The following is a 25,457-nucleotide window of genomic DNA, read 5'->3' on the forward strand; positions in this document are numbered from 1 at the left end:
GAAGTTCCTGGAATGGCAGGACCGTCGCACGCGTAGGCGATCGGATCAGTTACAGTGCCGTCATCGAAACAGATGCAGCCTGCACAATCATCGAGGGAGCGAGACACAACCTGCCACGGACGGATCTTGGTCGAGGGAGAGCCGGGTTGGCTCATTGATTGAAAGGCCGACAGCGACATATCAGTATTACAAATACTGACACTGTCGCCGGGCAAGCCTTTCCAGAAAACCGCTTAGCCTTCCAGTCCCTTCTTCAGCGCCGCCAGGCCATCTTCCTAGATGCCGGCTAACAGCGCAGTTGCTTCAGCATCGCTGATACCCATCGGCACGAACGAACCAGACCACTCCCCCGAGACCCGCTACCTTCAGCCATGTTGCCCAGTGGGGCGGCACCGAAGCCCAGCGGGTTGGTGATAAGGGGGTATGAGGTTCCTGTGCGTTTTCCTGATGGGAGAGTCGGTTGTGAACTCCAGTGGCTGCAATGCTATGCGCCACCCACCAAGACCGTCCAAGTCATATTTCGAACGACTTGAGACCTTTTATGCGACACCGATCAATCGTACTTCGTAATCCCACCATGGCATCTTTGCGATAGCGATCAGCGCCTTGTTGCCTTCAACAGTCTGTCGTGCGGACTGCTCTCAGTAATTGAAGTCATGACCGAGCTGGCCTTGCACCCATTCAAGGAACTGACGAACCCTGAGAGCTTCAGCATGGCCTCGAGGAAATACCAAGTGGTGGGCACTGACGGGCGTCGCCAGGTCTTCTACAAATACCGGTACCAACTCGCCTCGGGCAATATAGTCCTGAGCCAGCAAGGAACTCTCCAAGGCCACCCCATACCCGTGGCTGGCGGCTTCAAGGCTCATGTACGAGCGATCGAAACTCAGCGCATACGGGGATTGCGGCAACGCCAAGCCTTGCTGGGCAAACCACTGCGGCCACTGCACCAATGCGGCCTCCGACAGGATCAGGTTCTGCCCCAGCAGGTCGCTGGGCTGCTTGACCGGTGTGCGTTCGAGCAGCCGCGGCGAAGCCAGCACGGTGGCGCGTTCATGGCGGATGGTGCGCACTTCCAGGTTGGGCCAGTTGGGATAGCCATGGCGGATATCCAGGTCGATCTGATGACGGCCAAAGTGCAATGACTCGTACGAGCAGGACAGGTTGATCTGGATTTGCGGGTGACTGTTGCGGAAGTGGTCCAGGCGCGGCAGCAACCAGAGCAGCCCGAAGCTTGGTGCGGAATGCAGCCGCAGGCAATCGAAGCCCACGGCGTTACCGGCGCGCTCGGTGGCCATGGCCAGGCTCTGCAGGATGCCCGATACCTCGCGCAGGTACTGCTCACCCGCCGGGGTCAGCGCTACACCACGCGCCTCGCGAATGAACAATGGTCGACCAATCAGGGCCTCCAGGTTGGCGATCTGATGGCTGACCGCTGAGGGCGTGAGGTTCAACTGCTCGGCGGCACGCGCAACGTTAGCGAAGCGGGCGACTTGCTCGAAGGCCTGAATTGCTTTCAGCGAAGGGATCTGCGGAGACTTTCTGAGAAGGTCCAGGCTCATGGGCATTCCTGCATGGTTCGCGGCGGTACCTAGGGTTTTACCCGTCCATCGAACCCAGGCACAAGCCGAGGGCTGAATTTTTTTCAGCATCGGGTGAAAGCGGCAGCGTTGCTCGGCCCGCCCAGCGAGACGAAGCTGTGCCTATCGGTTCTGCCTGAACCGCTGCTCACAACAATAATCACCCGGAGCACTCCCGATGCTGTTAACAGGAAAATTTGCCGTCATCACTGGCGCCGCCTCGCCCCGCGGTATCGGCCGCGCGACTGCCCAGGCGTTCGCCGAACAGGGCGCCAAGGTCGCGATTCTCGACCTTGATCCAACGGCCGCCGCCGAAGCCGCCGCCTCCCTCGGCGAAGGCCACATCGGCCTGGCCGCCAACGTTGCCGATGAAGCGCAAGTGCGCGATGCCATCGCCCAGGTCCTGGCGCAGTTCGGACGGATCGACGTGCTGGTCAACAACGCCGGTATCACCCAGCCAGTGAAGACCCTCGACATCACTGGCGCGGACTATGATCGCATTCTGAACGTGAACCTGCGTGGCACGCTGCTGATGTCCCAGGCGGTCATCCCGACCATGCGTGCGCAGCAGGCCGGCAGCATCATCTGCCTGTCGTCGGTGTCTGCACAACGCGGTGGCGGCATCTTCGGCGGCCCTCATTACAGCGCCGCGAAGGCTGGCGTACTCGGCCTCGGCAAGGCCATGGCCCGGGAGCTGGGGCCGGATAACATCCGCGTCAATTCGATCACCCCTGGCCTGATTCACACCGACATCACGGGCGGCCTGATGCACGATGAGCGCCGTCACGCCATCATCGAAGGCATCCCGCTGGGGCGCCTGGGCGAGGCCCGCGATGTCGCCAATGCGGCATTGTTCCTTGCCAGTGATCTGTCCAGCTACCTCACGGGCATTACCCTGGATGTCAACGGCGGCATGCTTATCCACTGAGCATCCACCGCATCGTGACCGGCGCCCGAGCCCGGCGCAGGTCACGCGTTCGATAACAACAAGAGATCAGAACGAAATGACCACACTAGCGCTCGATGCGGTGTCCGCCGCACGCAGCAGTGCCTACCGCAAGACGGCCTGGCGACTGATGCCCTTTCTCATGCTCTGCTACCTGTGTGCCTACCTCGACCGGGTCAATGTCGGCTTCGCCAAGCTGCAGATGATGGACGACCTGGCCCTGTCCGAAGCGGTCTATGGCCTGGGTGCGGGCATGTTCTTCATCGGCTACTTCCTCTGCGAGGTGCCCAGCAACATCATCCTGCACAAGGTCGGCGCCCGGCGCTGGATTGCCCGCATCATGATCACCTGGGGCATCATCTCGGCAATGTTCGCCCTGGTGGAGACGGCCTGGCAGTTCTATGCCCTGCGCTTCCTGCTGGGTATCGCCGAGGCGGGCCTGGCACCTGGGCTGCTGCTGTACCTGACCTACTGGTTCCCCTCCTATCGCCGGGCGAAGATGACTGCGCTGTGGTTCATCGCCATTCCGCTCTCGGGGATGATCGGCGGCCCGCTGTCAGGCTGGATCATGGAACGTTTCGCCGGTGTGCACGGCTGGGCGGGCTGGCAGTGGATGTTCCTGCTCGAAGCCATCCCCACGGTGCTGGTGGGGATCCTGGTGCTGAGCTACCTGAAGGATGGCGTCGACCAGGCACACTGGCTGAGCGACGAAGAAAAGGCCCTGGTGCGCAAGGAACTGGCCGAAGACGAGCAACACAAGGTCACGCATGGTTCGGTGTCCGACTTCATCCGCGACCGTCGCCTGTGGTTGCTGGCCAGCATCTACTTCTGCGTGGTGATGGGCCAGTACGCGATCACCTTCTGGCTGCCTACGCTGGTGCGCAATGCCGGTGTCAGCGAGCCTTTGCACATCGGCCTACTGACCAGCCTGCCGTACCTGTGCGCCATCGTCGCGATGCTGCTGGCCGGACGCAGTGGCGACCGCCACCGTGAGCGCCGCTGGCACCTGGCGATCCCCATGCTGATCGGCGCCCTGGGCTTGAGCCTCGCCGCCGCGCTGGGCAGCAGCCTGACCCTGTCGATCCTCAGCCTGTGCCTGGCTGCGGCCGGGGTGCTGTCCGCTTCCTCGCTGTTCTGGATGTTGCCTACCACGCTGCTCGGCGGGGTTTCGGCAGCAGCCGGCATCGCCGCGGTGAACAGTTTCGCCAACCTTGCCGGGTTCTGCTCGCCGTACCTGATCGGCTGGGTTACCACCACCTTGGGCAGCAATGCCATCGGTATGTATCTCATCACCGCCGTGCTCATCCTTGGCGCCTTCCTGGTGTCGCGGGTACCGGCTCATCTGGTCAATCGCTGATTCGAAAAAGGAGTCACCCCCATGACTGCTGTGCGTTCCACCAACGAGGCGCTGCCACTGGCTGTGCGCGCCCGCAATATCCGCCGCCATGCATTGCGCATGGGCCAGGTCCAGGGCCAGGGCTATGTCGGCCAGGCCCTGGGCGCTGCCGACCTGCTGGCCGTCGCATACTTCCACGCGCTGCGTATCGACCCCGCCAACCCTGAGTGGGAGCGGCGCGACCGCTTCTACCTGTCCATCGGGCATTACGCGATTGCCCTCTACGCCGCACTGATCGAGGCCGACGTGATTCCCGAGGAGGAGCTGGAAACCTACGGCAGCGACGATAGCCGCCTGCCCATGTCGGGCATGGCTGCCTATACCCCCGGCATGGAAATTACCGGCGGTTCGCTGGGTCATGGGCTGGGCATCGCGGTCGGCGCCTGCCTCGGGCTCAAGCGCAAGGGTTCGGACAGCTGGGTGTACAACCTGTTGTCCGATGGCGAGCTGAACGAGGGTTCGACCTGGGAGGCGGCAATGTCGGCCAGCCATTGGCGCCTGGACAACCTGATCGCGATCATCGATGTGAACAACCAACAGGCCGATGGCCACGCCAGCGAAGTGCTTGCCTTCGAGCCGATCGTCGAGCGTTGGCAAGCGTTTGGCTGGTTCGTGCAGCGAGTGGATGGCAACGACCTGGATTCGCTGGTCAGCGCCTTCGACCAGGCCCGCGCCCACCCGGCGGCACAACCGCGGGTGATCATCTGTGACACGCGCATGGGCAAAGGTGTGCCATTCCTGGAAAACCGCGACAAGACGCATTTCATTCGCGTCGATGAAAACGAATGGGATCTCGCCCTTGAGGCGCTGGACGCCGGGAGCCAAGCATGAGCACAGTGAATGCACCGAAGAAACGCCTGACCACCTCGGCCATGATCGCCTCGATTGCCGCCGAGGGCCAGCCAACCCGCCCTGCCCCGTTCGGCCATGCCCTGGCCAGCCTGGCCGAGCACCGTCAGGATATCGTCGGGCTCAGTGCCGACCTGTCCAAGTACACCGACTTGCACATCTTCGCCAAAGCCCACCCCGAGCGGTTCTACCAGATGGGCATGGCCGAGCAGTTACTGATGAGCGCTGCCGCTGGCATGGCCCGCGAAGGCATGACCCCGTTCGCCACTACCTATGCGGTATTCGCTTCGCGTCGGGCTTATGACTTCATTTGCATGGCGATCGCCGAAGAAAACCTCAACGTCAAGATCGTCTGCGGTTTGCCTGGCCTGACTACCGGCTATGGCCCAAGCCACCAGGCCACGGATGACCTGGCGATCTTCCGGGCGATGCCCAACCTGATGATCGTCGACCCCTGTGATGCGCTGGAAATCGAACAGGCCGTGCCGGCGATCGCCGCCCACCAGGGGCCGGTGTACATGCGCCTGCTGCGCGGCAACGTACCGTTGGTACTGGATCGCTACGACTACCGCTTCCAGCTGGGCAAGGCCCAGGTGCTGCGCGGTGGCCGCGACGTGTTGCTGATCGCCAGCGGCCTGATGACCATGCGCGCCCTGGAAGCTGCAGAGCAATTGCACAAGGATGGCGTGGATGTGTCGGTACTGCATGTGCCGACCATCAAGCCGCTGGATGAACAGACCCTCCTCGCCGAGGCGCGCAAGCCTGGGCGCCTGGTGGTCACGGCGGAAAACCACTCGATCATCGGTGGCCTTGGCGAGGCGGTGGCGGGCGTGCTGCTGCGCAACGGGGTCACGCCCACCTTCCGCCAGATCGCACTGCCGGATGCGTTTCTCGATGCGGGTGCGCTACCGACACTGCATGACCGCTACGGGATTTCCACCGACGCGGTGTCGAGGCAGATCAAGGCGTGGTTGTAGCGCAGCCAGTCGTTGCGGGTCAGGCTGGGATGGCACCGGCTTCGCCGGTGCTCGCGGGTGACCCCGCTACCACAGGTTGTGCGCAGCGTTTGCGAACAGCCTGTGCAGCCAAGGCGATCTCCAGCTTCTCGACCAGTGTATCGATCTCCTCACTACCGATGGTCAACGGCGGCAGGAAGCGCAGCACCGCGCCATGCCGCCCGCCCAGTTCGAGGATCACCCCTTCACGCAGGCAGCCCTGCTGCACGGCCTTGGCCAGCACGCCATCCCCGGCCGGCACCCGGCCTTGACCTGCGTCGGTAGAGACGATCTCCACCCCGACCATCAGCCCACGCCCACGTACATCGCCGATACACGGGTAATCGCGTTGCAACTGGCGCAGCCGGGTCATCAGGTAGTCGCCCATGCGCTCGGCGTTGGCCACCACGCCCTCGTCGCGGATATACCGCAGGGTCGCGGTGCCGGCCGCCATGGCCAGCTGATTGCCGCGGAACGTGCCCGCATGCGCACCCGGCGTCCACACATCGAGCGCCTGCCGGTAGACCACCACTGCCAGCGGCAGGCCACCGCCGATGGCCTTGGACAGCACCAGTACGTCCGGCTCGATAGCGGCGTGCTCGAAGGCGAACATGCGCCCGGTGCGGCCAATGCCGCTCTGCACCTCGTCGATGATCAGCACCACGCCATGCTCGCGGGTCAGCTTGCGCAGGCCCTGTAGCCAGCGCACCGGCGCCGGAATGACACCGCCCTCGCCCTGCACCACTTCCACCACCACCGCCGCCGGCAGCGGCACCCCGGACTCGGGGTCACTCAGCAGCTGGCCGATATAGCTCAGCCCTGCGTCGATACCGGCCTCGCCACCCAGGGCAAACGGGCAACGGTAGTCATAGGGGTACGGCAGCACCTGCACATCGGGCATCAGTGAGCCCGGCAGCTGCTTGGGCCCCAGGTTGCCCATGAGGCTGAGCGCGCCGTGGGTCATGCCGTGGTAGCCGCCGGAGAAGCAGAACACGCCTTTGCGCCCCGTGGCGATCTTCGCCAGCTTGATCGCCGCCTCGATCCCGTCGGCCCCGGTCGGCCCGCAGAACTGGATACGCGCCTCGGCAGCAAAGGCTGGCGGCAAGGCTGCGAACAAGGTCTCGACGAACAGGTCCTTGACCGGCGTGGTCAGGTCGAGGGTATGCAAGGGCACGCCGCTGTCCAGGGTCGCGCGCATCGCCGCCAGGGTGCACGGATGGTTGTGGCCAAGCGCCAACGTCCCTGCCCCCGCCAGGCAGTCCATGAACAGTTGCTCACGGGTGTCCTGTACGTAGAGCCCCTGCGCTGCCTTCAGCGCAAGTGGGATACGCCGCGGGTAGGAGCGCGCGTTCGACTCGCGCGCCGCCTGGCGCTGCAGCAGCGGGTCAGCCTCGAAGTGGCGCGGCGGTTGGCGGCGAAAATGCGCCAGGTTGTACGGTGCAAGCTGAATGTCTTCCATGGATCGCTCCCTCTGCGGCTGGCGCTCAGCGTTGCTCGGCGGTTTCAAGGGCCTGGCGCAGGCTCAGCGGGCGCATGTCCGTCCAGTGCTGTTCGATCCAGGCCAGGCACTGCGCCTTGTCACCCTGCTGGCCGACCGCACGCCAGCCCTCGGGCAGGGCTTTGTAATCCGGCCAGATGGAATACTGCTCCTCATGATTGACCACCACCACGTACCCGCACTCGGCCTTTTCCCAACTCATTGTCGACTCCTTGGACAAACGTTTTCACAGAATCCCGGCTGCCCGCAGGAAGGCTGCAGTCGAGGCGCTCACAAACAATGTGAATGCTAATAAATTGCATTAACACTTACCATCTCTTTCGTATATATTCCGCCGGGGCCCCGTGGGAGACCAGGGATGGCCTTTTGCTGTGACTACCACGATAAAAAGGAGCAACTCATGGGACGAGGTGTCGGGCCGGGCAATGGCCTGTCGGTGCAAGCACTTTTGCCAGACAGCGCCCTGCCGCTGCTGGTCGAGCCGGCACAACCCGGTGCGGGGAACTTCGCGGCGCTGCATGCGCTGGCCAACGACTGCCTGCACGAAAGCGGCGCCCTGCTGCTGCGGGGCTTCGGAGTGCTGGGCGAACAGGCGTTCCAGGGGTTGGTGCGCAGCTTCGGTCACCCGCTGCTCAATTACGAATTCGGCTCCACCCCGCGCAAGGCGATCGAACAGGGGGTGTATACCTCCACCGAATACCCCGCGCACCAGGTCATCCCGCTGCACAACGAGCAGTCCTACACCCTGCAGTGGCCGATGAAGATCTGGTTCCACTGCATACAGCCCAGCGCTGAAGGTGGCGAAACCCCGATCGCCGACAGCCGGCGCATCTTCCAGCAGCTCGACCCGGCCCTGCGCCAACGCTTCGAAAGCAAACGCCTGATGTACGTGCGCAACTACGGCAACGGTCTCGACCTGCCCTGGGAACAGGCCTTCAACAGCGCAGACCGCGCCGTGGCCGAGGCCTACTGCCGGGCCAACCAGATCGCCTTCGAGTGGAAGGACGACGGTGAACTGCGCACCCGCCAGGTCTGCCAGGCCAGCGCTCGCCACCCGGTCACGCAGGACTGGGTCTGGTTCAACCAGGCGCACCTGTTCCACGTGTCCAACCTGCCAGCTGCCGTGCGGGAAAGCCTGCTGGCGGTGGTCGACGACCCGCTCGACCTGCCGCGCAACGTCTATTACGGCGACGGCAGCGAACTGGAAGAAAGCGCGCTGGCGGAGATCCGCGGCGTGCTCGAGCAATGCACCGTGCGTTTCCCCTGGCAGCAGGGCGACGTGCTGATGCTCGACAACATGCTGGTGGCCCATGGCCGCGCCAGTTTCAAAGGGCCACGGCAAGTGATCGTGGCCATGGCCGAACCCGCCCAGGAGTGCCGCCCATGACCACTTCCCAGCCGTTGCGTGAGGCCAGCGCCGGCCAGCAGGCGCTGTGGCAGTACCATCAGCTCAACCCGGCCAGCCCGGCCTACAACATGGTCGCCGCACGCGAGCTGCGCGCCGACCTCGACCCGGCCACCCTGTGCCAGGCCTTCGCCCAGGTGGTCAGGCACTGCGAGACCCTGCACTGCGGCTACCGCGAGCAGGATGGCAAGTTGTGGATGTACCGCCCGGAGCACATCCAGGTAAACACCCGCATCGAGCGTATCGACGACCTGGACAGCGCCGGCGTCGCCGCCTGGATCGCGCAACACGCCGACCAGCCGTTCGACCTGGCTGCGGCAGACATCTGCCGGCTTGGCCTGTTGCAAAGCCAGGGCCGCCTGTACCTGTGCATGGCGGCCCACCATATCAGCGGGGATTTCCTCAGCGTCGAATGGATGCTCAAGCTGACCTTCGCCGCCTACCATGCAGCGCTCAGCGGCGAGGCTCTGGTCCTGCCGCCGGCCGGCCTGTATTTCGACTGGCTGGACGAACAGCGCACGCTACTCGCCGAGGACAAGCTCGAGGCGGCAGCCAGCTACTGGCGCAACCAGCTCAGCGGCAGCCCGACGGCACTGGCGCTGCCGGCCGACCGACCACGCCCGCGCACGCCCGGCTTCGCCGGTGAAGAAATCGAGTACCTGCTCGCACCGGCCCTCAGCAGCCAGCTGCGCCAGCTCGCCGAGGCCCAGGGCGTCAGCCTGTACGTCGTGCTGGCCACGCTGTTCCAGATGTTCATGCACCGTTACACCGGCCAGGACGACTTCCTCATCGGCACGCCGACCATGGACCGGCACAGGGCGCGCTACAAGCAGCTGATCGGTTTCACCCTCAACAGCCTGCCGCTGCGCGCCCGCTTCGCGCATGCCCCGAGCCTGGCCGAATGCCTGCGCGACACCGCCCAGCAAATGCGCGAGGGGCTGCGCCATCGCCGCTACCCGGCGGCGCGCCTGCAGCAGGAAGTCGACGGCCCGCTGTTCCAGTGCATGATGACCTACATGCCCAGCCAGCGTGACGCCGCCTTCGCCGAGTACACGCTGCGCGAGCACCTGTTCACCCAGCGCGGCGCCGCCAACGAACTCAACCTGCGCTGGCAGGACGACGGCGTGCAACTGCTGGCGCAGTGGCGCTATCGCAGCGACCTGTTCGACGCCGCACGTATCGCCCGCCTGGCCGAGGATTTCGCCTGGTTCGCCGGCATCGCCCTGGCGCAGGTCGACACGCCCGTCCACCAGTTGCCGGCCACGCCGCCGGCCAACGGCGCGCGCCGCGCCGGGGCCGACCAGCCGCCCACCTTCGCCACGGCGCTGGCTGCCTTCGAGCACCAGGTGCAGACGCATGGCCAGCGCATTGCCCTGCGCGATGCCGACGGCAGCCTGAGCTATAGCGAACTGGACCAGGCCGCCAGCGCCCTGGCCGCACGCCTGGGCGAGGCCGGTGCCGCTGCCGGTCACATCGTTGCCATCGCCCTGCCGCGCAGCCGCGCGCTGATCACGGCGATGCTGGCCAGCTGGAAGCTCGGCGCCGCCTACCTGTGCCTGGACCCGGGCCTGCCCGCGCAGCGCCAGCGCCAGCTGCTCGACAACAGCGGCGCCAGCGTACTGATCGACCCCACGCATACCCTGCATGGCCTGGCCCCAGCGGTAAGCCAGGCGCACACCGCCGGCCACCCGCAGCAGCTGGCCTACCTGATCTACACCTCCGGCTCTACCGGTACGCCCAAGGCCGTGCGGGTGACCCAGGGTAACCTGGCGCACTATGCCCAAGCCGTACTCAAGCCGCTGGCCCTGAGCCCGCAAGCCAGCCTGACGGCACTGGCCAGCGTCGCCGCGGACCTGGGCTACACCGCCTGGTTCGGCGCGCTGCTCAGCGGCCGTACCCTGCAGCTGATCAGCGACGAACTGGCCAGCGCCCCGGAAGAGCTCGCCCAATACCTGGCAGCCAACCCGGTCGACTGCCTGAAGATCGTGCCCTCGCACCTGGCCGCCCTGCTCGCCGTGGCCGAGCCACACCGCCTGCTGCCGCGCCAGTGCCTGGTGCTCGGTGGCGAAGGCCTCGACCTGGCGCTGGTCCAGCGCCTGCAGCAGCTTGCCCCGAGCTGCCGCATCGTCAACCACTACGGCCCCACCGAAACCACCGTTGGCTGCCTGACCCACGCCGTGCAGGACGAAGCCCCGAGCCTTTCCGGTTTCGCCCCGGTCGGCCTGCCGCTGGACAACGTGCAGGTGCATGTGCTCGATACGCACCTCACGCCACTGCCGCTGGGCAGCATCGGTGAGCTGTACATCGGCGGCGCCGGGGTCGCCGACGGCTACCTCGGCCAACCCGGCCTGACCGCCCGGCAGTTCGTGCCCGACCCGTTCGCCGGCAATGGCCAGCGCCTGTACCGCAGCGGCGACCGCGTGCGCATGTTGGCCAGCGGCGCCATCGAGTTCCTGGGGCGGATCGACGACCAGGTCAAGATCCGCGGCTTCCGGGTCGAGCCGGGCGAGGTCGAAGCCTGCCTGCGCGCCTGCAGCGGTGTGCGCGAAGCAGCCGTGCTGGCGCGCGCCCTGGCTGAAGGCGAAGCGCCACGGCTGGTTGCCTACCTGGTGGCCGAACCCGGGCTGGACCGGGCGCAGCTGCGCCAGCAACTGGCCGAGCGCCTGCCCGAGCCACTGCTACCGAGCGTTTATGTCGAACTCGAGCAGCTGCCGCGCCTGGGCAACGGCAAGGTCGACCGGCACAACCTGCCCCTGCCGGCGCCCGAGCCAGCCCCTGCGCAGGCGCACAGTACCCCGCGCGACCCAGTCGAGGCGCTGCTGCTGACACTCTGGTGCGAGGTGCTGGGCAAACCGGCGCTGTCGATCCATGACGACTTCTTCGCCCTGGGCGGCGACTCGATCATGGCCCTGCAAGTGATCGCCCAGGCGCGCAAGCAACAGCTCAAGTTCAGCCCCCGGCATTTCTTTGCCCACCCCACCATTGCCCGCCTCGCAGCCACCCTGGACTCGCCGCTCAAAGCCCTGGAAGCCCAGTTGCTGGGGGTCTGGCGCGAAGTGCTGGAGCGCCCCGAACTCACTCGCCAGGACGACTTCTTCAGCGTTGGCGGCGACTCGATCATCGCCCTGCAGGTGATTGCCAAGGCGCGCAAGCTGGGCTTGAAGTTCAGCCCCAAAGAGCTGTTCGCCCAGCCGCGGGTCGACGCCCTGGCCCTGCTCCTCGCCCAGCGCCAAGCGGCCCAACCCACAGCTGTGGCAACGCCCTCGGTACCACCAGCCACCCCCTCGGTATCGCTGAGTGCCGAACAGCGGCAACCGTTGCAAGCGCTGCTCGGTACCCCGCTGGAGGACGCCTACCCGCTGTCGCCGCTGCAAAAAGGCCTGCTGTTCCACACCCTGCTGGAAGGTGCCAGCGGGGTCTACGTCAACCAGCTGCAGGCCGAGCTGCAAGGCCCACTGGACGCCGAGCGCTACCTCGCTGCCTGGCATGCCACCTTCGCCGCCCATCCCCTGATGCGCACGGCAATCCTCTGGCAAGGCCTGGACGAGCCGGTGCAAGGCGTGTGCAGTGGCCTCACCCTGCCGGTGCAGCGCCTGGACTGGAGCGCGCTGGACCCGAGCCAACGCCAGCAGGCCCTGGACGCCTACTGCCAGGCCGACCGAGCCCAAGGCTTCGACCCTCAGCGCCCACCGCTGCAACGGTTGGCCCTGATCCACCTCGACGCGCAGCACAGCTGGCTGATCTGGAGCCGTCATCACCTGATTGCCGACGGCTGGAGCTCGGTGCTGCTGATGGAGGAGATTCTCGCGCGCTACAACGGCCTTGCCGTACCGTCGCGCCCACCTTACCGCGACTACATCGCCTGGCTCGCCGCGCAACCGCACCAGCACAGCCTGCAGTACTGGCAGCAACACCTGGCGCAGTTCGAAGGCGTCGGCACGCTGCCGGCGCTGAACCCGGCCGACCCCGAGCACAAACCGCGCTACCACAGCCGCAGCCTGCGCCTGAGCGAAGCCCACAGCAGCCGCCTGAACGCACTCGGCAAAGCCTGCCGAGTCACCCTCAACACCCTCATGCAAGCTGCCTGGGGCCTGTTGCTAGCCCGCGCCAACAACCACACCGAGGTGATGTTCGGCGTCACCAGCAGTGGCCGCCCGGATGCCTTGGCCGATGCCGGGCAGATGCTCGGCGTGTTCATCAATACCCTGCCGCTGCGCCTGCGCATCGACCCCGGCATGGCCCTCGGCGACTACCTGCAGCAGGTGCAAGCCACCAGCGTGGCCATGCGCGAACACGAGCAGACACCGCTGGCGCAGATCCTCCAGCAGCACCCGCGCGGTGCCGGGCTGTTCGACACCCTGCTGGTATTCCAGAACCTGCCGGCGCTCAGCGAGCGTCAGTTGCAGGCTGGCGAGCTGACCTTCAAGGTCCTCGACAACCTCGAACAGACCAGTTACGGCCTGACCGTCGAAGTGCTGCCCGGGCGCTGCCTGGAGGTGCTGTTCAGCGCCGATGCCCAGCGCCTTCCCGCTGCCGCGCTGGCGCGCCTGAGCGACGACTTGCTGAACCTGCTGCAGATGCTGGACAGCCCACCGGACACCCGCCTGGAACAACTCACCACACTCAGCCCGGCCCAGTATCGGCGCCTGCTCGACTGGGGCCGCCACCCGGCGGACTACGACCTTGAGCAAAGTTGGGAAGCACGGGTGGCAGCCCAGGTCGCCGCGCACCCCGAACGCATCGTCGCGCGCTGCGCCGAGCAAACGCTCACCTATGCCGAACTATGGCAGCAGTCCGAACGCCTGGCGCGGGGCCTGCAAGCCCTGGGCGCCCAGCCCGACCAGCCGGTGGCCTTGTTGGCCGAGCGCGGCATCGAATGGTTCTGCCTGATGGTTGCGACCCTGCGTGCCGGTTGTGGCTGGTTGCCGCTGGAGCCCTCGCAGCCGCCGGCGCGCTGGCAGCAGGTGCTGGCGCGCCTGGAGCAGCCGCTGGTGGTTTGCAGCCAGGCCTGTGCCGAGCCTTTGGCCAGCATCTACCAGGGCCGCCGTGCGTTGCCGTCGGAGCTGCTGCAGCTGAGCACCAGCGGCCGGCTGCCGCAGCAGCCGGCACGCCCGCAACAGTTGGCCTACGTGCTGTTCACCTCTGGCTCCACCGGCCAGCCCAAAGGGGTGATGGTGCCGCGCGCCGGCATGCTCAACAACATGCTGGCCAAGGTGCAGCCATTGGGCCTGAACGCCGACGACGTGATCGCCCAGACCGCCCCGGCGTGCTTCGACATCTCGGTCTGGCAAACCCTCACCGCGCCGCTGTTCGGCGCCTGTGTCGAGATCATCGGCGATGCGCTGGTGCACGATCCGCAGGCCCTGCTGGCGCTGCTGCGCGAGCGCCGCGTGAGCCTGTTCGAACCGGTACCGGCACTGCTCCAGGCGATGCTCGAAAACCTCGACGGCCAGCCAGCGGCGCTGCCGCATCTGCGCTGGGTCATACCGACCGGCGAAGCACTGCCGGTCGCCACCGCGCAATTGTGGTTCCGCCACTACCCGCACATCCCGCTGATGAATGCCTACGGCCCGGCCGAATGCTCCGATGACGTGGCTTTCCAGCCGCTGTACCAGGCCCCGGGGCCAGACGCCAGCGTGGCCATCGGCCGGCCCACCGCCAATGCCGAGCTGTATGTGCTGGGCCATGACCTGCAACCGGTCGCCGCCGGGGTGGTCGGTGAGCTGGCGATTGGCGGCATCGGCGTCAGCCGCGGTTACCTGGCCGACCCGGCGCGCACCGCCGCCAGCTTCATCCCCAACCCGTTCGGCACGCCGGGCAGCCGCCTGTACCTCAGTGGCGACCTGGCCCGCTGGGACGCTGACGGCGTGCTGCAGTACCTCGGGCGCAAGGATTTCCAGCTCAAGTTGCGTGGGTTCCGCATCGAGCCTGGCGAGATCGAGGCGCACCTGGAGCGCCACCCCGACGTCCTGCGGGCCATGGTCAGCCTGCAAACACTCGGCGGCAGCGACCTGCTGGTGGGCTACTGGCAAGGCCGCAGCGGCCATCGGCTGAACGACGCCCAGCTGGCCCAGCACGTGCGCGACAGCCTGCCGGCGTACATGGTGCCGTCGTTGTGGGTGGCGATGGACAGCTGGCCGACCAACGCCAACGGCAAGGTCGACCGCAAGGCCCTGCCACTGCCAACCTTGCAGCACGCCGAGGTCGAGCCACTGGTCAGCGCCAACGAGCAGTTGCTCGGCGAGCTGTGGGCCGCGCTGCTGCCCGCGCAACCGCTGGGGCGCAACAGCCACTTCTTCGAAGCCGGCGGGCATTCGCTACTGGCCACCCGCCTGATCGCCCGCCTGCGTCAGCGCTGTGCCGTGGAACTGCCGCTGCGCAGCGTGTTCGAGGCGCCGCTGCTGTGGCAACTGGCCGAGCGCCTCGACGCCCTGGCCGCCGCGCCTGCGGCGGGCACGACGCGCCCGGTGCTGCTGCCGGTGCCGCGCCAGGCGCACATGCCGGTGTCGCTGAGCCAGCAGCGGCTGTGGCTGGTCGACCGTCTGCACGGCCCCTCGGCGTCCTACAACATGGCCGCCAGCCTGAGCTTGAACGGGCAGCTGGACCTGGCGGCGCTGCGTGCCACCTTCAATGCCCTGCTCGCCCGCCATGAAGTGCTGCGCAGCGCCTACCACGACATCGACGGCGAACCGGTCATGCGCATCGCCGAGCCACTCGCGCTGGAGGTCGGCCTGCGCGACCTCAGCTCGATGGATGACGCCCAACGCCAGCAAGTGGCCGAACAGGAAAGCCTGGACAACCTGCGCCTGCCGTTCGACCTGCGCCAGGCGCCGCTGATCCGGGCGCGGCTGCTCAAGCTTGGCGAGCACCAGCACCTGCTGTTGCTGGCACTGCACCATATGGTCGCCGACGGCTGGTCGGTGGGCGTGCTGGTCAACGAGTTCAGCCAGCTCTATGCGAGCCTGCGCGCAGGGCAACCGGCGGCGCTGCCCGCACTGCCCGTGCAATACGCCGACTACGCGGCCTGGCAGCACCAATACCTGCAGGGCGCAGTATTGCAGTGCGAGGTCAGCTTCTGGCAGCAGCAGCTGCAAGGCGCGCCCCAGGTGCTGGCCCTGCCCTGCGACTGGCCACGCCCGGCCCAGGCCGACGCCCGCGGCGCCGCCAGGGCGCTGGAGATCCCCGCGCCGCTGCTGGCGCGTCTCGAAGCCCTGGCCCTGGCCGAGGGCGTGAGCCTGTACATGCTGTTGCTGGCCAGCTTCGAGCTGCTGTTGCACAGCATCACCGGTGCCGACGACCTTTTGCTGGGTACCGACGTGGCCGGCCGCGAGCACGCCCACCTCGATGGCCTGATCGGCTTCTTCGTCAACGTCCTGCCGCTGCGCTCGCGGCGCCTGGCTGGCGAGACGTTGCGCGAGTTCCTCGGCCGCACCCGCGACACCTGCCTGCAGGCCCTGGAACACCAGGCGCTGCCGTTCGACCGCATCGTCGAGGCGTTGCAAGTACCGCGCGAGCGCAGTCGCAACCCACTGGTGCAGGCGCTGTTCGTGCTGCAGAACACGCCGTCGGGTGATTTCTCCATCCCTGGCCTGGAGGTGCGCATGCAACCTGCGGCCGAGCGCACCAGCAAGTTCGACATGGCGCTGTTCCTCGAACGCCACGGCGACGTCATGCGCGGCGACTGGGTATACGCCCGCGCCCTGTTCAAGGGCGAGCGCATCGACGCGCTGATCGGCGCCTGGCTGAACCTGCTGCAGCAAGTGGTGGAGCAGCCGCACGCCGCCCTTGCCCATTTCACCGTCACGCTGCCCCTCGTGGAGACCCCGGCCTTGGCAAAACCCGCCCCCTCGTCCAGCAAGCTCGACAAGCTGAAAAAACTCCCGGCCCGGGCCTCTGCACCGCGGCCATTGATTCGTACCTCACCGCTGCAAGCAGGCCGCACCTTCCCGCTGGTGATCGAACCGCTGGCCGCCGACCTCGACCCGGTGGGCTGGGCGCAAAGCTCGCGCGACCTGATCGACACCCTGCTGTGCCAGCACGGTGGCCTGTTGTTCCGCGGCTTTGCCCTGGACGACGCAAAAGCCTTCGAAGCCTTTGCCGAAGCCATTCACCCCGGCCTATTCGGCGGTTATGGCGACCTGCCGAAAAAGGAAGGCGGGCGCAACATCTACCGCTCCACGCCCTACCCGGAACGGGAAATGATCCTGTTCCACAACGAGAGTTCGCACCTGCCCCGCGCCCCGCGCAAGCAGTGGTTCTACTGCGAACAACCGTCGCCGGTCGGCGGTGCCACGCCGATCGTCGACTGCCGCGAGCTGTACCGGCAACTGCCGGCCGAGCTGGCCGCGGCCTTCGAGCGCAAGGGGCTGCTGTATGTGCGCACCTTCACCGAACGGCTGGACGTCAACTGGCGGGCGTTCTTCAAGACCGACAGCCGCGACGAAGTCGAGGCCTTGTGCCGGGCCAGCCATACCGAATTCCGCTGGCTGGCCAATGACGAGCTGCAAACCCGTACGCGCTGCCCGGCGGTGATCCGTCACCCGCTGAGCGGCGAACGCAGCTTCTTCAACCAGCTGCAGCTGCACCACAGCTTCTGCCTGGACGCCCAGGTGCGCGAAGACCTGCTGAAGATGGTCGGCGCCGAACGCATGCCACGTCAGGTGTACTTCGGCGACGGCAGCCCGATCGACGACGCCAGCATGGCCCTGATCGGCCGCCTCTACGAAGCCTGCGCGGTGCGCTTCGACTGGCAGCGCGGCGATGTGGTGATGCTCGACAACCTGATTGCCGCCCACGCCCGCGACCCGTACGAAGGCCCACGCAAGATCGCCGTCGCCATGGGCGACATGCATGAACCGGCCCGGCTGGCCGCCCGCCACAACGCAACGGAACTGCAGGACTAAAGCACACGATGAACGACGCCATGGAATTGAACCACGACCTGCCACTGAGCGCCGAACAGGCCCTGGCCGTACAGCTCGGCCGCACGCCCCTGCACCTGGGGCTGAACCTTGCCGGGCCGCTGCAGGCAAGCCGCCTGCACGAAGCCTTGCTGCAGGTTATCCAGCGCCACACCAGCCTGCGCGTGGCCTTGCGCCCGTCGACGCTGTACCGCAGCCTGCGCCAGAGCACGGTCCCGGCCAGCCTCGACTGGCACCTGCTGGGTACTGAGCAGCACGCCGAGGCCCAGGCCCTGGCCGCCCAGCCACAGGCCGTCGAGCAAGGTTGCCTGGTGCGCGCCATCCTGCGTCCGCAGGGTGCCGACCAGTGGCGCCTTGACCTGTATGTCGCCGCCTGTGCCGCCGACCGGCTGAGCCTGCAGAACCTGCTGGGCGAACTGGCAGCGCTGTACGCCCAGCCCGACGCGGCCCTGGAGGAGCCGTTCCAGTACAGCCAGTACGTGGAATGGCGCAACGACCTCGACGCCGACGAAGAAGCCCCTGCCGGGCGCGCCTACTGGGCCGGCCTGGGCCTGGAGACGCTGGCGCCGGTGCGCCTGGGCGGCCTGCGCGAGCCCGCTGCGCAGGCGCCAGGCAACGCCGTTCAACAAGCCCTGTCCGAGGCCCTGCAAGCGCAGCTGGAACACCTGGCGCAACGCAGCGAGCAAAGCGTGGGCAGCGTGTTGCAAGCGGCCTGGTGGGCGTTGCTGGCGCGCATTGGCGGTGATGCCAGGTTCATCGGCGGCTGGCAACAGGACTGCCGCTTCGACTACGAAGCCCTGGCCAACGGCATCGGCGCCTACGAAAAAATCCTGCCGCTGGCCTTGGCACCGCAGCTCGATCAGCCCTTCGGCACCTGGCTGCAGCAACTGGCCGAACAGCTCGACGGCCACGCCCAGCAGCAGGAGTACTGGCACGTCAACGACCCTGCGCACACCCTGCAGCGCACGGTCGGCTTCACCTTGGTGCGCGACACCGCACCCTTCGCCAGCGGCGGCCTGCACTGGTCGGTCGATGCCCTGCCCGGCGCCGATGTGGGCTTCGCCCTGGCACTGCAAGCCACCCTCGACGCGCAGGAGCGGGTACTGGCCCTGAGCGTGCAGTCGCCTAGCGCGCATTACGCCGAGGCCGATTTGCGCTGCCTGCTGGAGCAATACCTGCACCTGCTGCAGGCACTGGTCGAACAACCATCCCAGCGTGCCCTTCTCGAACTGCCGCTGAGCCCGCCGGCGCACCAGGCCTTGCAGCAACGCCTGCGCGGCCCGCAGCGCGACTTCGGTAGCCGCCCGCTGATCGCGCGCCTGGCCCACTGGGCACAGCACACCCCGGATGCAGCGGCGTTGCAGGACGGCGCGCTCAGCCTGACCTACGGCCAGTTGCATGGCCAGGTCGAACACCTGGCGGCCGTGCTGCAGGCGCGCGGCATCGGTCGCGGTGCGGCCGTCGCCCTGCTGCTGCCGCGCTCGGCGCAACTGCTACTGGCGCTGCTCGCGGTCATGCGCGCGGGCGCCGCCTATGTGCCGCTGGATCCAACCTGGCCAGCGGCACGCCAGCAGCGGATCCTGGCCGACGCCCAGCCGCAGCTGGTGATCGGCGGCGCGCAGGGCATCGCCCTCGGCGAATTGCTCGAAGCCCCTGCTGGTGCGCTAGCCAGCAGCGACGTCACCCTGGATGATGCCGCCTACCTGCTGTACACCTCCGGCACCAGCGGCGAGCCCAAGGGCGTAGTGATCGAACATGGCCAACTGCTCAACTACACCGCCGCGGTCAGCGAGGCGCTGAGCCTGGGGCAATGCAAGCGCTTCGCCTTGATCTCCTCGGTGGCCGCCGACCTTGGCAATACCACCCTGTATGCCGCGCTGTGGGCCGGCGCTTGCCTGGTGCTGGCGGACGACCACGCCAGCCGGGATGCCAACGCCTTCGCCCGCTTCCTCGAAGACGGGCAGATCGACTGCCTGAAAATCGTGCCGTCGCACCTGGCAGCGCTGCTCGACGGCCAGCCAGCCATCGCCCTGCCCCAGGTGCTGGTGCTCGGCGGCGAGGCCTGCCCTGCGGCCTTGCGTCAGCGCATCGGCCAACTGGCCCCGGCCAGCCGCGTGCACAACCATTACGGCCCCACCGAAACCACGGTCGGCGTCCTCTACAGCCTCGACCAGACGCCTGACCCGCGCAGCCCGCTGCCGCTGGAACAGGCCTTGGCCAACACCTGGGTGCGCCTGCTGCAAGCTTCCCCGGCCGGCCTGCAACCTGCACCGATCGGCGCCCTGGGCGAGCTGTACATCGGCGGGGCGCAGGTCTGCCGCGGCTACCTGAACCGGGCCTCCGACGCCTTCATCGACGACCCGCTGCAACCCGGCCAGCGCCTGTACCGCAGCGGCGACCTGGCGCGCCTTGCGGCCAACGGCCAGTTGCACCTGGCCGGGCGCGTCGACCAGCAGATCAAGATTCGCGGTTTCCGCGTCGAGCCCGGCGAGCTGGAAGCTGCGCTGCTGGCCCTGGAGGGGGTCAGCCAGGCCGTGGTGCAGTACCGCGACGGCAAGTTGCTGGCGCATGCCGTCAGCCAGCGTGACAGCGCCGCGCTGCTGGCCGAACTGCGTGACCGCCTGCCGGACTACCTGATACCGGCGCAACTGCTGTGCCTGGCCGAACTACCACGCCTGGCCAACGGCAAGGTCGATTTCGTCGCACTGCCAAGCGAAAGCCCGGCCAGCGAACAGCTCGAGGTGCCGCCGCGCGATGCCCTCGAAGCGCTGCTGGTCGACCTGTACCAGGAATTGCTCGAACGCCCACAGGTGAGCATCAACGACAGCCTGTTCGACCTGGGTGGCCATTCGCTGATCGTCATCAAGCTGTGCACCCGCCTGCGCAACCTGCTGCAACTGGAGGTGGCGCCGGCGCTGGTGTTCGACCACCCGAGCGTGGCGGCGCTGGGCGCAGCGCTGCGCGCCGGCGAAAGCCGGCCCGGCCAATTGCTGAAGATCGCCGAGCTGCGCCGCCAGCTCGCGGCGCTGTCACCCGAGGAGCGTGCCGCCCTGCAGGCCCGCGCCCAGTCCGCCACTGTGCCACGGAGCTGAAGCCATGCAACTCGATCCCCAGCAACTGGCCGAGCGTATCGCCAGGCTCGCCCCGGAAAAACGCCAGGCCTTCGCCAGCGCCCTGGCCGCGCAAGGCTTCGCCCTCAGCCGCCTGCCCATCGTCGCCGCTGGCGAGCCGGGCCCGTACCCGCTGTCGTGGGCCCAGCAGCGCCTGTGGTTCCTGCACCGCCTGGACCCGGCCAGCAGCGCCTACAACATGCCCGCGGCCCTGCGCCTGCGCGGCAGCCTCGACAGCGCGGCGCTGCAACGCAGTTTCGACCAGCTGATCGCCCGCCATGCGATCCTGCGCAGCACCTTCGACGAGGCCAACGGCCAGGCACGCCAGACCGTGCATGAGCAGTTGCCGATGGTGCTGGCCCAGGTGGACTTGGCCTCGCTGCCCGAGGAACAGCGCAGCGCGCGCCTGCAACAGCTGATCGACAGCGAGAGCAACCGCCCCTTCGACCTCGGCCAGGCGCCCTTGCGCGGCCTGCTGGCGCGGCTCGCTGCCGATGAGCATGTGCTGGTCCTCAGCGCCCAGCACATCGTTGCCGACGGTTGGTCGCTGGGCATCCTGGTCAAGGAACTCTCCGCCCTGTACAGCGCCGCCGTGCAAGGCCGCGACAACGACCTGCCGGCCCTGCCGATCCAGTATCACGACTACGCCGCCTGGCAGCAGACCGGCCTCGGCGACAGTGCCCTGGCCAGCGAGCTGGCGTACTGGCGCGAGCAGTTGGGCGCCGAGCAGCCGACCTTGCAACTGCCCACCGATCACCCACGCCCGCGCCAGCCGAGCGGGCGTGGCAGCCGCCACACGTTGCGCATCGAGGCGCCGTTGTGCCAGGCCCTGCGTGAGCTGGCCCAGGCCCGTGGCACAACGCTGTTCAGCGTGCTGCTGGCGGCGTTCAACGTGCTGCTGTATCGCCTCAGCGGGCAGACCGACCTGCGGGTCGGCGTGCCGGTGGCCAACCGCAACCGGGTCGAGACCGAAGGGCTGATCGGTTGCTTCATCAACACCCTGGTGCTGCGTTGCCAGCTCGACGGCCAGCTGCGCTTCGACAGCTTGCTCGACACCCTCGAGCACACCCGCCGCCAGGCCCTGGCCCACCAGCAGCTGCCGTTCGAGCGCCTGGTCCAGGCCCTGGAGCCCGAACGCCAGTTGCAGCATTCGCCGCTGTTCCAGGTGATGTTCAACCTGCTTGACGGCACCACCCCGCGTCGCCTGCAACTGCCCGGCCTGACAATCGACGAGATCGAGCGCGAACAGACCAGTGCGCAGTTCGACCTGGTGCTCACCGTGGTCGAGCGCAGCGACGCACTGGAACTGACCCTGACCGGCAATGCCGACCTGTTCGAGGCCGCTACCCTGGCCGACCACGGTCGCAGCTATGCCACCCTGCTGCACAGCCTGGCGCAGGCGCCCGCCACGCGCATCGCGCAACTGCCGCTGTACAGCGACGCGCAACAACAGCGCCTGCTCGCCGACTGCCAGGCTGCGCTGGACCTCGGCCCGCTGCCGCAGTTGGTGCACCTGCGGCTGGCCGCGCAAGCGGCCGAACAGCCGCAACGCATCGCCCTGATCCACGACGACCGCACCTGGAGCTACGCCACCCTGCAGCAGCGTGCCGCGCTGATCAGCCGCCACCTGCTGGCCCTGGGCCTGCCCGCCGAAGCGCGCATCGGCCTGTGCCTGCCGCGTGGCCTGGACATCATCGCCGCCGTGTTCGGCACGCTCAATGCCGGGCTGGCCTTCGTGCCCCTCGACCCGCAGTTCCCCAGCGAACGCCTGGCGCACATGATCGACGATGCCGACATCTGCCTGGTGCTGGTGGCCCCGGACACCGCACCCTGCATGGCGGCGTACCAGCGCCCGTGCCTGGACGTCACCAGCCTGGACGCCGACGCACCGGCGCTGGCCGGGGTGCCGAGCACGCGCCCGGTACAGCGCGAACAACTGGCCTATGTCATCTATACCTCCGGCTCCACCGGCAAGCCCAAGGGCGTGGCAGTCACCCACCGCTCGCTGGCCGGCTACAGCGAAGTGGCGCGCACCTATTACGGCGTCGACGCCGACGACCGCGTATTGCAGTTCTCGACGTTCAACTTCGATGGCTTTGTCGACCAGCTGTTCCCCCCGCTGGTGTGCGGCGCGGCGCTGGTGGTGCGCGGCCCGGAGCTGTGGGACAGCCACGAGTTCCATGCCCGCCTGTACCGGCACCGCATCACCGTCGCCGCCTGCCTGACCACCGCCTACTGGTTCCAGCTGGTGCAGGATTTCGCCCGCCAGCCGCACGCCGCCTATGGCGCGTTGCGCCTGGTCAGCGTGGGCGGCGAAGCGATGCCCAGCGCCGGCCTCGCGGCCTGGCGCCAGGCCGGCCTGGGCGCCGTGCGCCTGCTCAACATCTATGGCCCGACGGAAATCACCGTGGTCTCCAGCATCCAGGACTGCACCGCGCTGCTGGCCCGCGAGCCGCTGCCGCTACAACTGCCAATTGGTGCACCACTGCGCGGGCGCGCCTATTACCTGCTCGACCGCGACGACAACCTGGCAGCGCCCGGCGTCCCTGGCGAGCTGTGCATCGGCGGCGAGCTGCTTGCCCGTGGCTATCACGACGTGCCCGACCTGACCGCCGAGCGCTTCTGCCCCGACCCCTACGGCCCGCCCGGTAGCCGCCTGTACCGCACCGGCGACCTGGCCCGGCGCTTGCCTGACGGCAGCTACGAGTACCTGGGCCGGATCGACCAGCAGGTCAAGCTGCGCGGTTTCCGCATCGAGCTCAGCGAGATCGAATCGCACCTGCGCAGCCACCCCCAGGTCCGCCAGGCCCTGGCGCTGGTGCGCGAGGACCGCCCAGGCGATCGCCGCCTGGTGGCCTATCTGGTGTTCCACGATCACCCCGTAGATGCCAGCGAACTGCGCCAGCACCTGGCCGCGCAATTGCCCGACTACATGATCCCCGCGGCGTTCGTGAACCTGGCACAGATGCCCATGACCCCCGGCGGCAAGCTCGACCGCGCCGCCCTGCCGGTGCCGGACTACAGCGTCCAGGGCAGCAACCAGCGCGCCGCGCAGAGCGAGCGCGAGCAGCAGCTGCTGGCCCTGTGGCAGGAAGTGCTGGGCGAGCAGGCGATCGCCATGGACGACAACTTCTTCGCCATCGGCGGCCACTCGCTGCTGGCCGCGCAACTGGTGGCCCGTATCCGCCAGGTGCTGAAACTGGAACTGCCCCTGCGCAGCCTGTTCGAGGCGCCGACCATCGCCCAACTGGCCATCCTGCTGGACAACGCCAGTGCCGACCGCCAGGCAGCCATCGGCGTCGCCGCACTGCCGAGCGATGGCCGCCGCGTGCTGTCCCATGCCCAGCAGGGCATGTGGCTGGTGCAGGCGTTGCAACCGGGCAGCGCGGCCTACCACATCCCCAGCGCCGCGCGCCTGCTCGGGCGCCTCGACCTGGCCGCCTTGCGCCAGGCATTCCAGGCGCTCGCCCAGCGCCACGAGGCCCTGCGCAGCAGCTTCCACGAAGACGACGGCACGCTGTATGTAAAGGTGCAGGACAGCCTCGAACTGCCGCTGGACTGGCACGACCTCGGCCTGCTGCCGGAAACCGAGCGCGAGGCCAGCGCCCGGCGCCTGCTGGTGGAGCTGGCGACCCGCCCGATCGACCTGCGCCAGGCCCCGCTGCTGCGCCTGCACCTGGTGCGCCTGGACGATCAGCAGCACCTGCTGTTGCTGGTGATGCACCACATCGTCTCCGATGGCTGGTCGATGGGCGTGCTGGTGCGCGAACTCGGCCAGCTCTACCGCGCAGCGCTGCACGGCGCCAGCGCTGCGCTGCCCGCACTGCCGGTGCAGTACAGCGACTATGCCGCCTGGCAGCGCCAGCAGCTCGACGCCGCGACCTGCCAGCGCCACCTGGACTACTGGCGCCAGGCCCTGGGCGAGCCGCTGGCGCCGCTCGAACTGTTCAGCTACCGGCCGCGCCCCGAGGTGCTCGGTGGCCAAGGCGCACGGCTGTCGTTCCAGATCGACGCGGCCTCGGCCCAGGCCCTCAGGCAGCTGTGCCTGAGCCATGGCGCCACCTTGTTCATGGGTTTGCTGGGCGTGCTGCAACTGAACCTGTACCTGCACAGCGAGCGTACCCAGGCGGTGATCGGTACCGACGTGGCCAACCGCGAACGCAGCGAGACCGAGGGCCTGGTGGGCTTCTTCATCAACCAGCTGGCGCTGCGCGGCGATGTCGGCGGCAACCCCAGCTTCAACGCCCTGCTGCAGCGCCTGCGGCCACAGGTGCTGGAAGCCTTCAGCCACCAGGCCCTGCCTTTCAGCAGCCTGGTCGAAGCACTCAACCCCGCCCGCAGCCTGGCCTACAACCCGCTGTTCCAGGCCAAGCTGGTGCTGCAGAACCAACCCGACAGCGCCCTGGAATTGCCGGGCCTGAAGGTGCTGCCCGAACGCATCGAGCATGGCCAGTCGCAGCTGGACCTGCACCTGAGCGTGGAAGAGCACCCGGCTGGCCTGGCCTGCACCCTGAAATACAACACCGACCTGCTCGATGAGCACGCGGCCGAGGCCTTCGCCAGCGCCTTCACGCGCCTGCTCGAACAGCTGGTGATGGCCCCCGAGCTGCCGGTGGAAACGCTGCTCCAGCCGCTGCGCGCGCAGCTGCAGGAACAACGCATGCAGCACCTGAGCGCGCGTAGCGAACGGAGCCTGGCCCGCCTGGGCGGCAGCCGTCGCCGCAGCCGCATCACCATCGACTCTATGGAGGGATAAC

The 25,457-nt window shown here is 67.6% G+C and carries 11 protein-coding genes; 8 read left to right on the plus strand and 3 right to left on the minus strand.

Annotated elements, in window-relative coordinates; translation table 11 throughout:
• Positions 1–641: 641 nt before the first annotated feature.
• Positions 642–1,562 (minus strand): LysR substrate-binding domain-containing protein, encoded by a 921-nt coding sequence (locus HU763_RS15690; protein ID WP_186686907.1) that lies wholly within the window; start codon positions 1,560–1,562, stop codon positions 642–644.
• A 196-nt stretch (positions 1,563–1,758) separates the two neighbouring features.
• Between HU763_RS15690 and HU763_RS15695 the strand changes: the two genes are divergently transcribed.
• The 4 genes from HU763_RS15695 (at position 1,759) to HU763_RS15710 (ending at position 5,748) form a co-directional block, all read left to right on the plus strand.
• A complete protein-coding gene (locus HU763_RS15695) occupies positions 1,759–2,508 on the plus strand; it encodes an SDR family NAD(P)-dependent oxidoreductase (RefSeq protein WP_186686905.1) in 750 nt (249 codons plus the stop codon).
• Positions 2,509–2,584: 76 nt separating this feature from the next.
• Entirely contained in the window at positions 2,585–3,883 is a 1,299-nt protein-coding gene (locus tag HU763_RS15700) for an MFS transporter (RefSeq protein ID WP_186686903.1), read from the plus strand.
• Positions 3,884–3,904: 21 nt separating this feature from the next.
• The gene (locus HU763_RS15705; protein ID WP_186686900.1) at positions 3,905–4,753 is read left to right on the plus strand and encodes a transketolase; all 849 of its coding nucleotides are present in this window, start codon (positions 3,905–3,907) and stop codon (positions 4,751–4,753) included.
• Complete coding sequence (locus HU763_RS15710; RefSeq protein ID WP_186686897.1) at positions 4,750–5,748, plus strand: transketolase family protein; 999 nt, start codon at positions 4,750–4,752, stop codon at positions 5,746–5,748. Before HU763_RS15705 ends, HU763_RS15710 begins: the two co-directional genes overlap by 4 nt.
• 19 nt (positions 5,749–5,767) lie before the next feature.
• Here the strand turns inward: HU763_RS15710 and HU763_RS15715 are convergent, their stop codons facing one another.
• Both HU763_RS15715 and HU763_RS15720 read right to left on the minus strand, forming a co-directional pair.
• A complete protein-coding gene (locus HU763_RS15715; protein ID WP_186686895.1) occupies positions 5,768–7,225 on the minus strand; it encodes a diaminobutyrate--2-oxoglutarate transaminase in 1,458 nt (485 codons plus the stop codon).
• A 25-nt stretch (positions 7,226–7,250) separates the two neighbouring features.
• Complete coding sequence (locus HU763_RS15720) at positions 7,251–7,466, minus strand: MbtH family protein (protein ID WP_170030671.1); 216 nt, start codon at positions 7,464–7,466, stop codon at positions 7,251–7,253.
• Positions 7,467–7,664: 198 nt separating this feature from the next.
• Here HU763_RS15720 and HU763_RS15725 point away from each other — a divergent pair, with 198 nt between their 5' ends.
• Genes HU763_RS15725 through HU763_RS15740 form a run of 4 tightly spaced genes read left to right on the plus strand, consistent with a single transcriptional unit; the run spans position 7,665 to position 25,456 of the window.
• Complete coding sequence (locus HU763_RS15725; protein ID WP_186686892.1) at positions 7,665–8,651, plus strand: TauD/TfdA family dioxygenase; 987 nt, start codon at positions 7,665–7,667, stop codon at positions 8,649–8,651.
• On the plus strand, positions 8,648–17,572 hold the full coding sequence (locus HU763_RS15730) for a non-ribosomal peptide synthetase (protein WP_186686891.1): 8,925 nt from the start codon (positions 8,648–8,650) through the stop codon (positions 17,570–17,572). Before HU763_RS15725 ends, HU763_RS15730 begins: the two co-directional genes overlap by 4 nt.
• Positions 17,573–17,580: 8 nt before the next feature.
• A complete protein-coding gene (locus HU763_RS15735) occupies positions 17,581–20,682 on the plus strand; it encodes an amino acid adenylation domain-containing protein (RefSeq protein ID WP_186686890.1) in 3,102 nt (1,033 codons plus the stop codon).
• A 4-nt stretch (positions 20,683–20,686) separates the two neighbouring features.
• The gene (locus tag HU763_RS15740; protein ID WP_186686889.1) at positions 20,687–25,456 is read left to right on the plus strand and encodes a non-ribosomal peptide synthetase; all 4,770 of its coding nucleotides are present in this window, start codon (positions 20,687–20,689) and stop codon (positions 25,454–25,456) included.
• Position 25,457: the final 1 nt, after the last annotated feature.

The sequence above is a fragment of the Pseudomonas anuradhapurensis genome (assembly GCF_014269225.2).
Lineage (GTDB): Bacteria > Pseudomonadota > Gammaproteobacteria > Pseudomonadales > Pseudomonadaceae > Aquipseudomonas > Aquipseudomonas anuradhapurensis.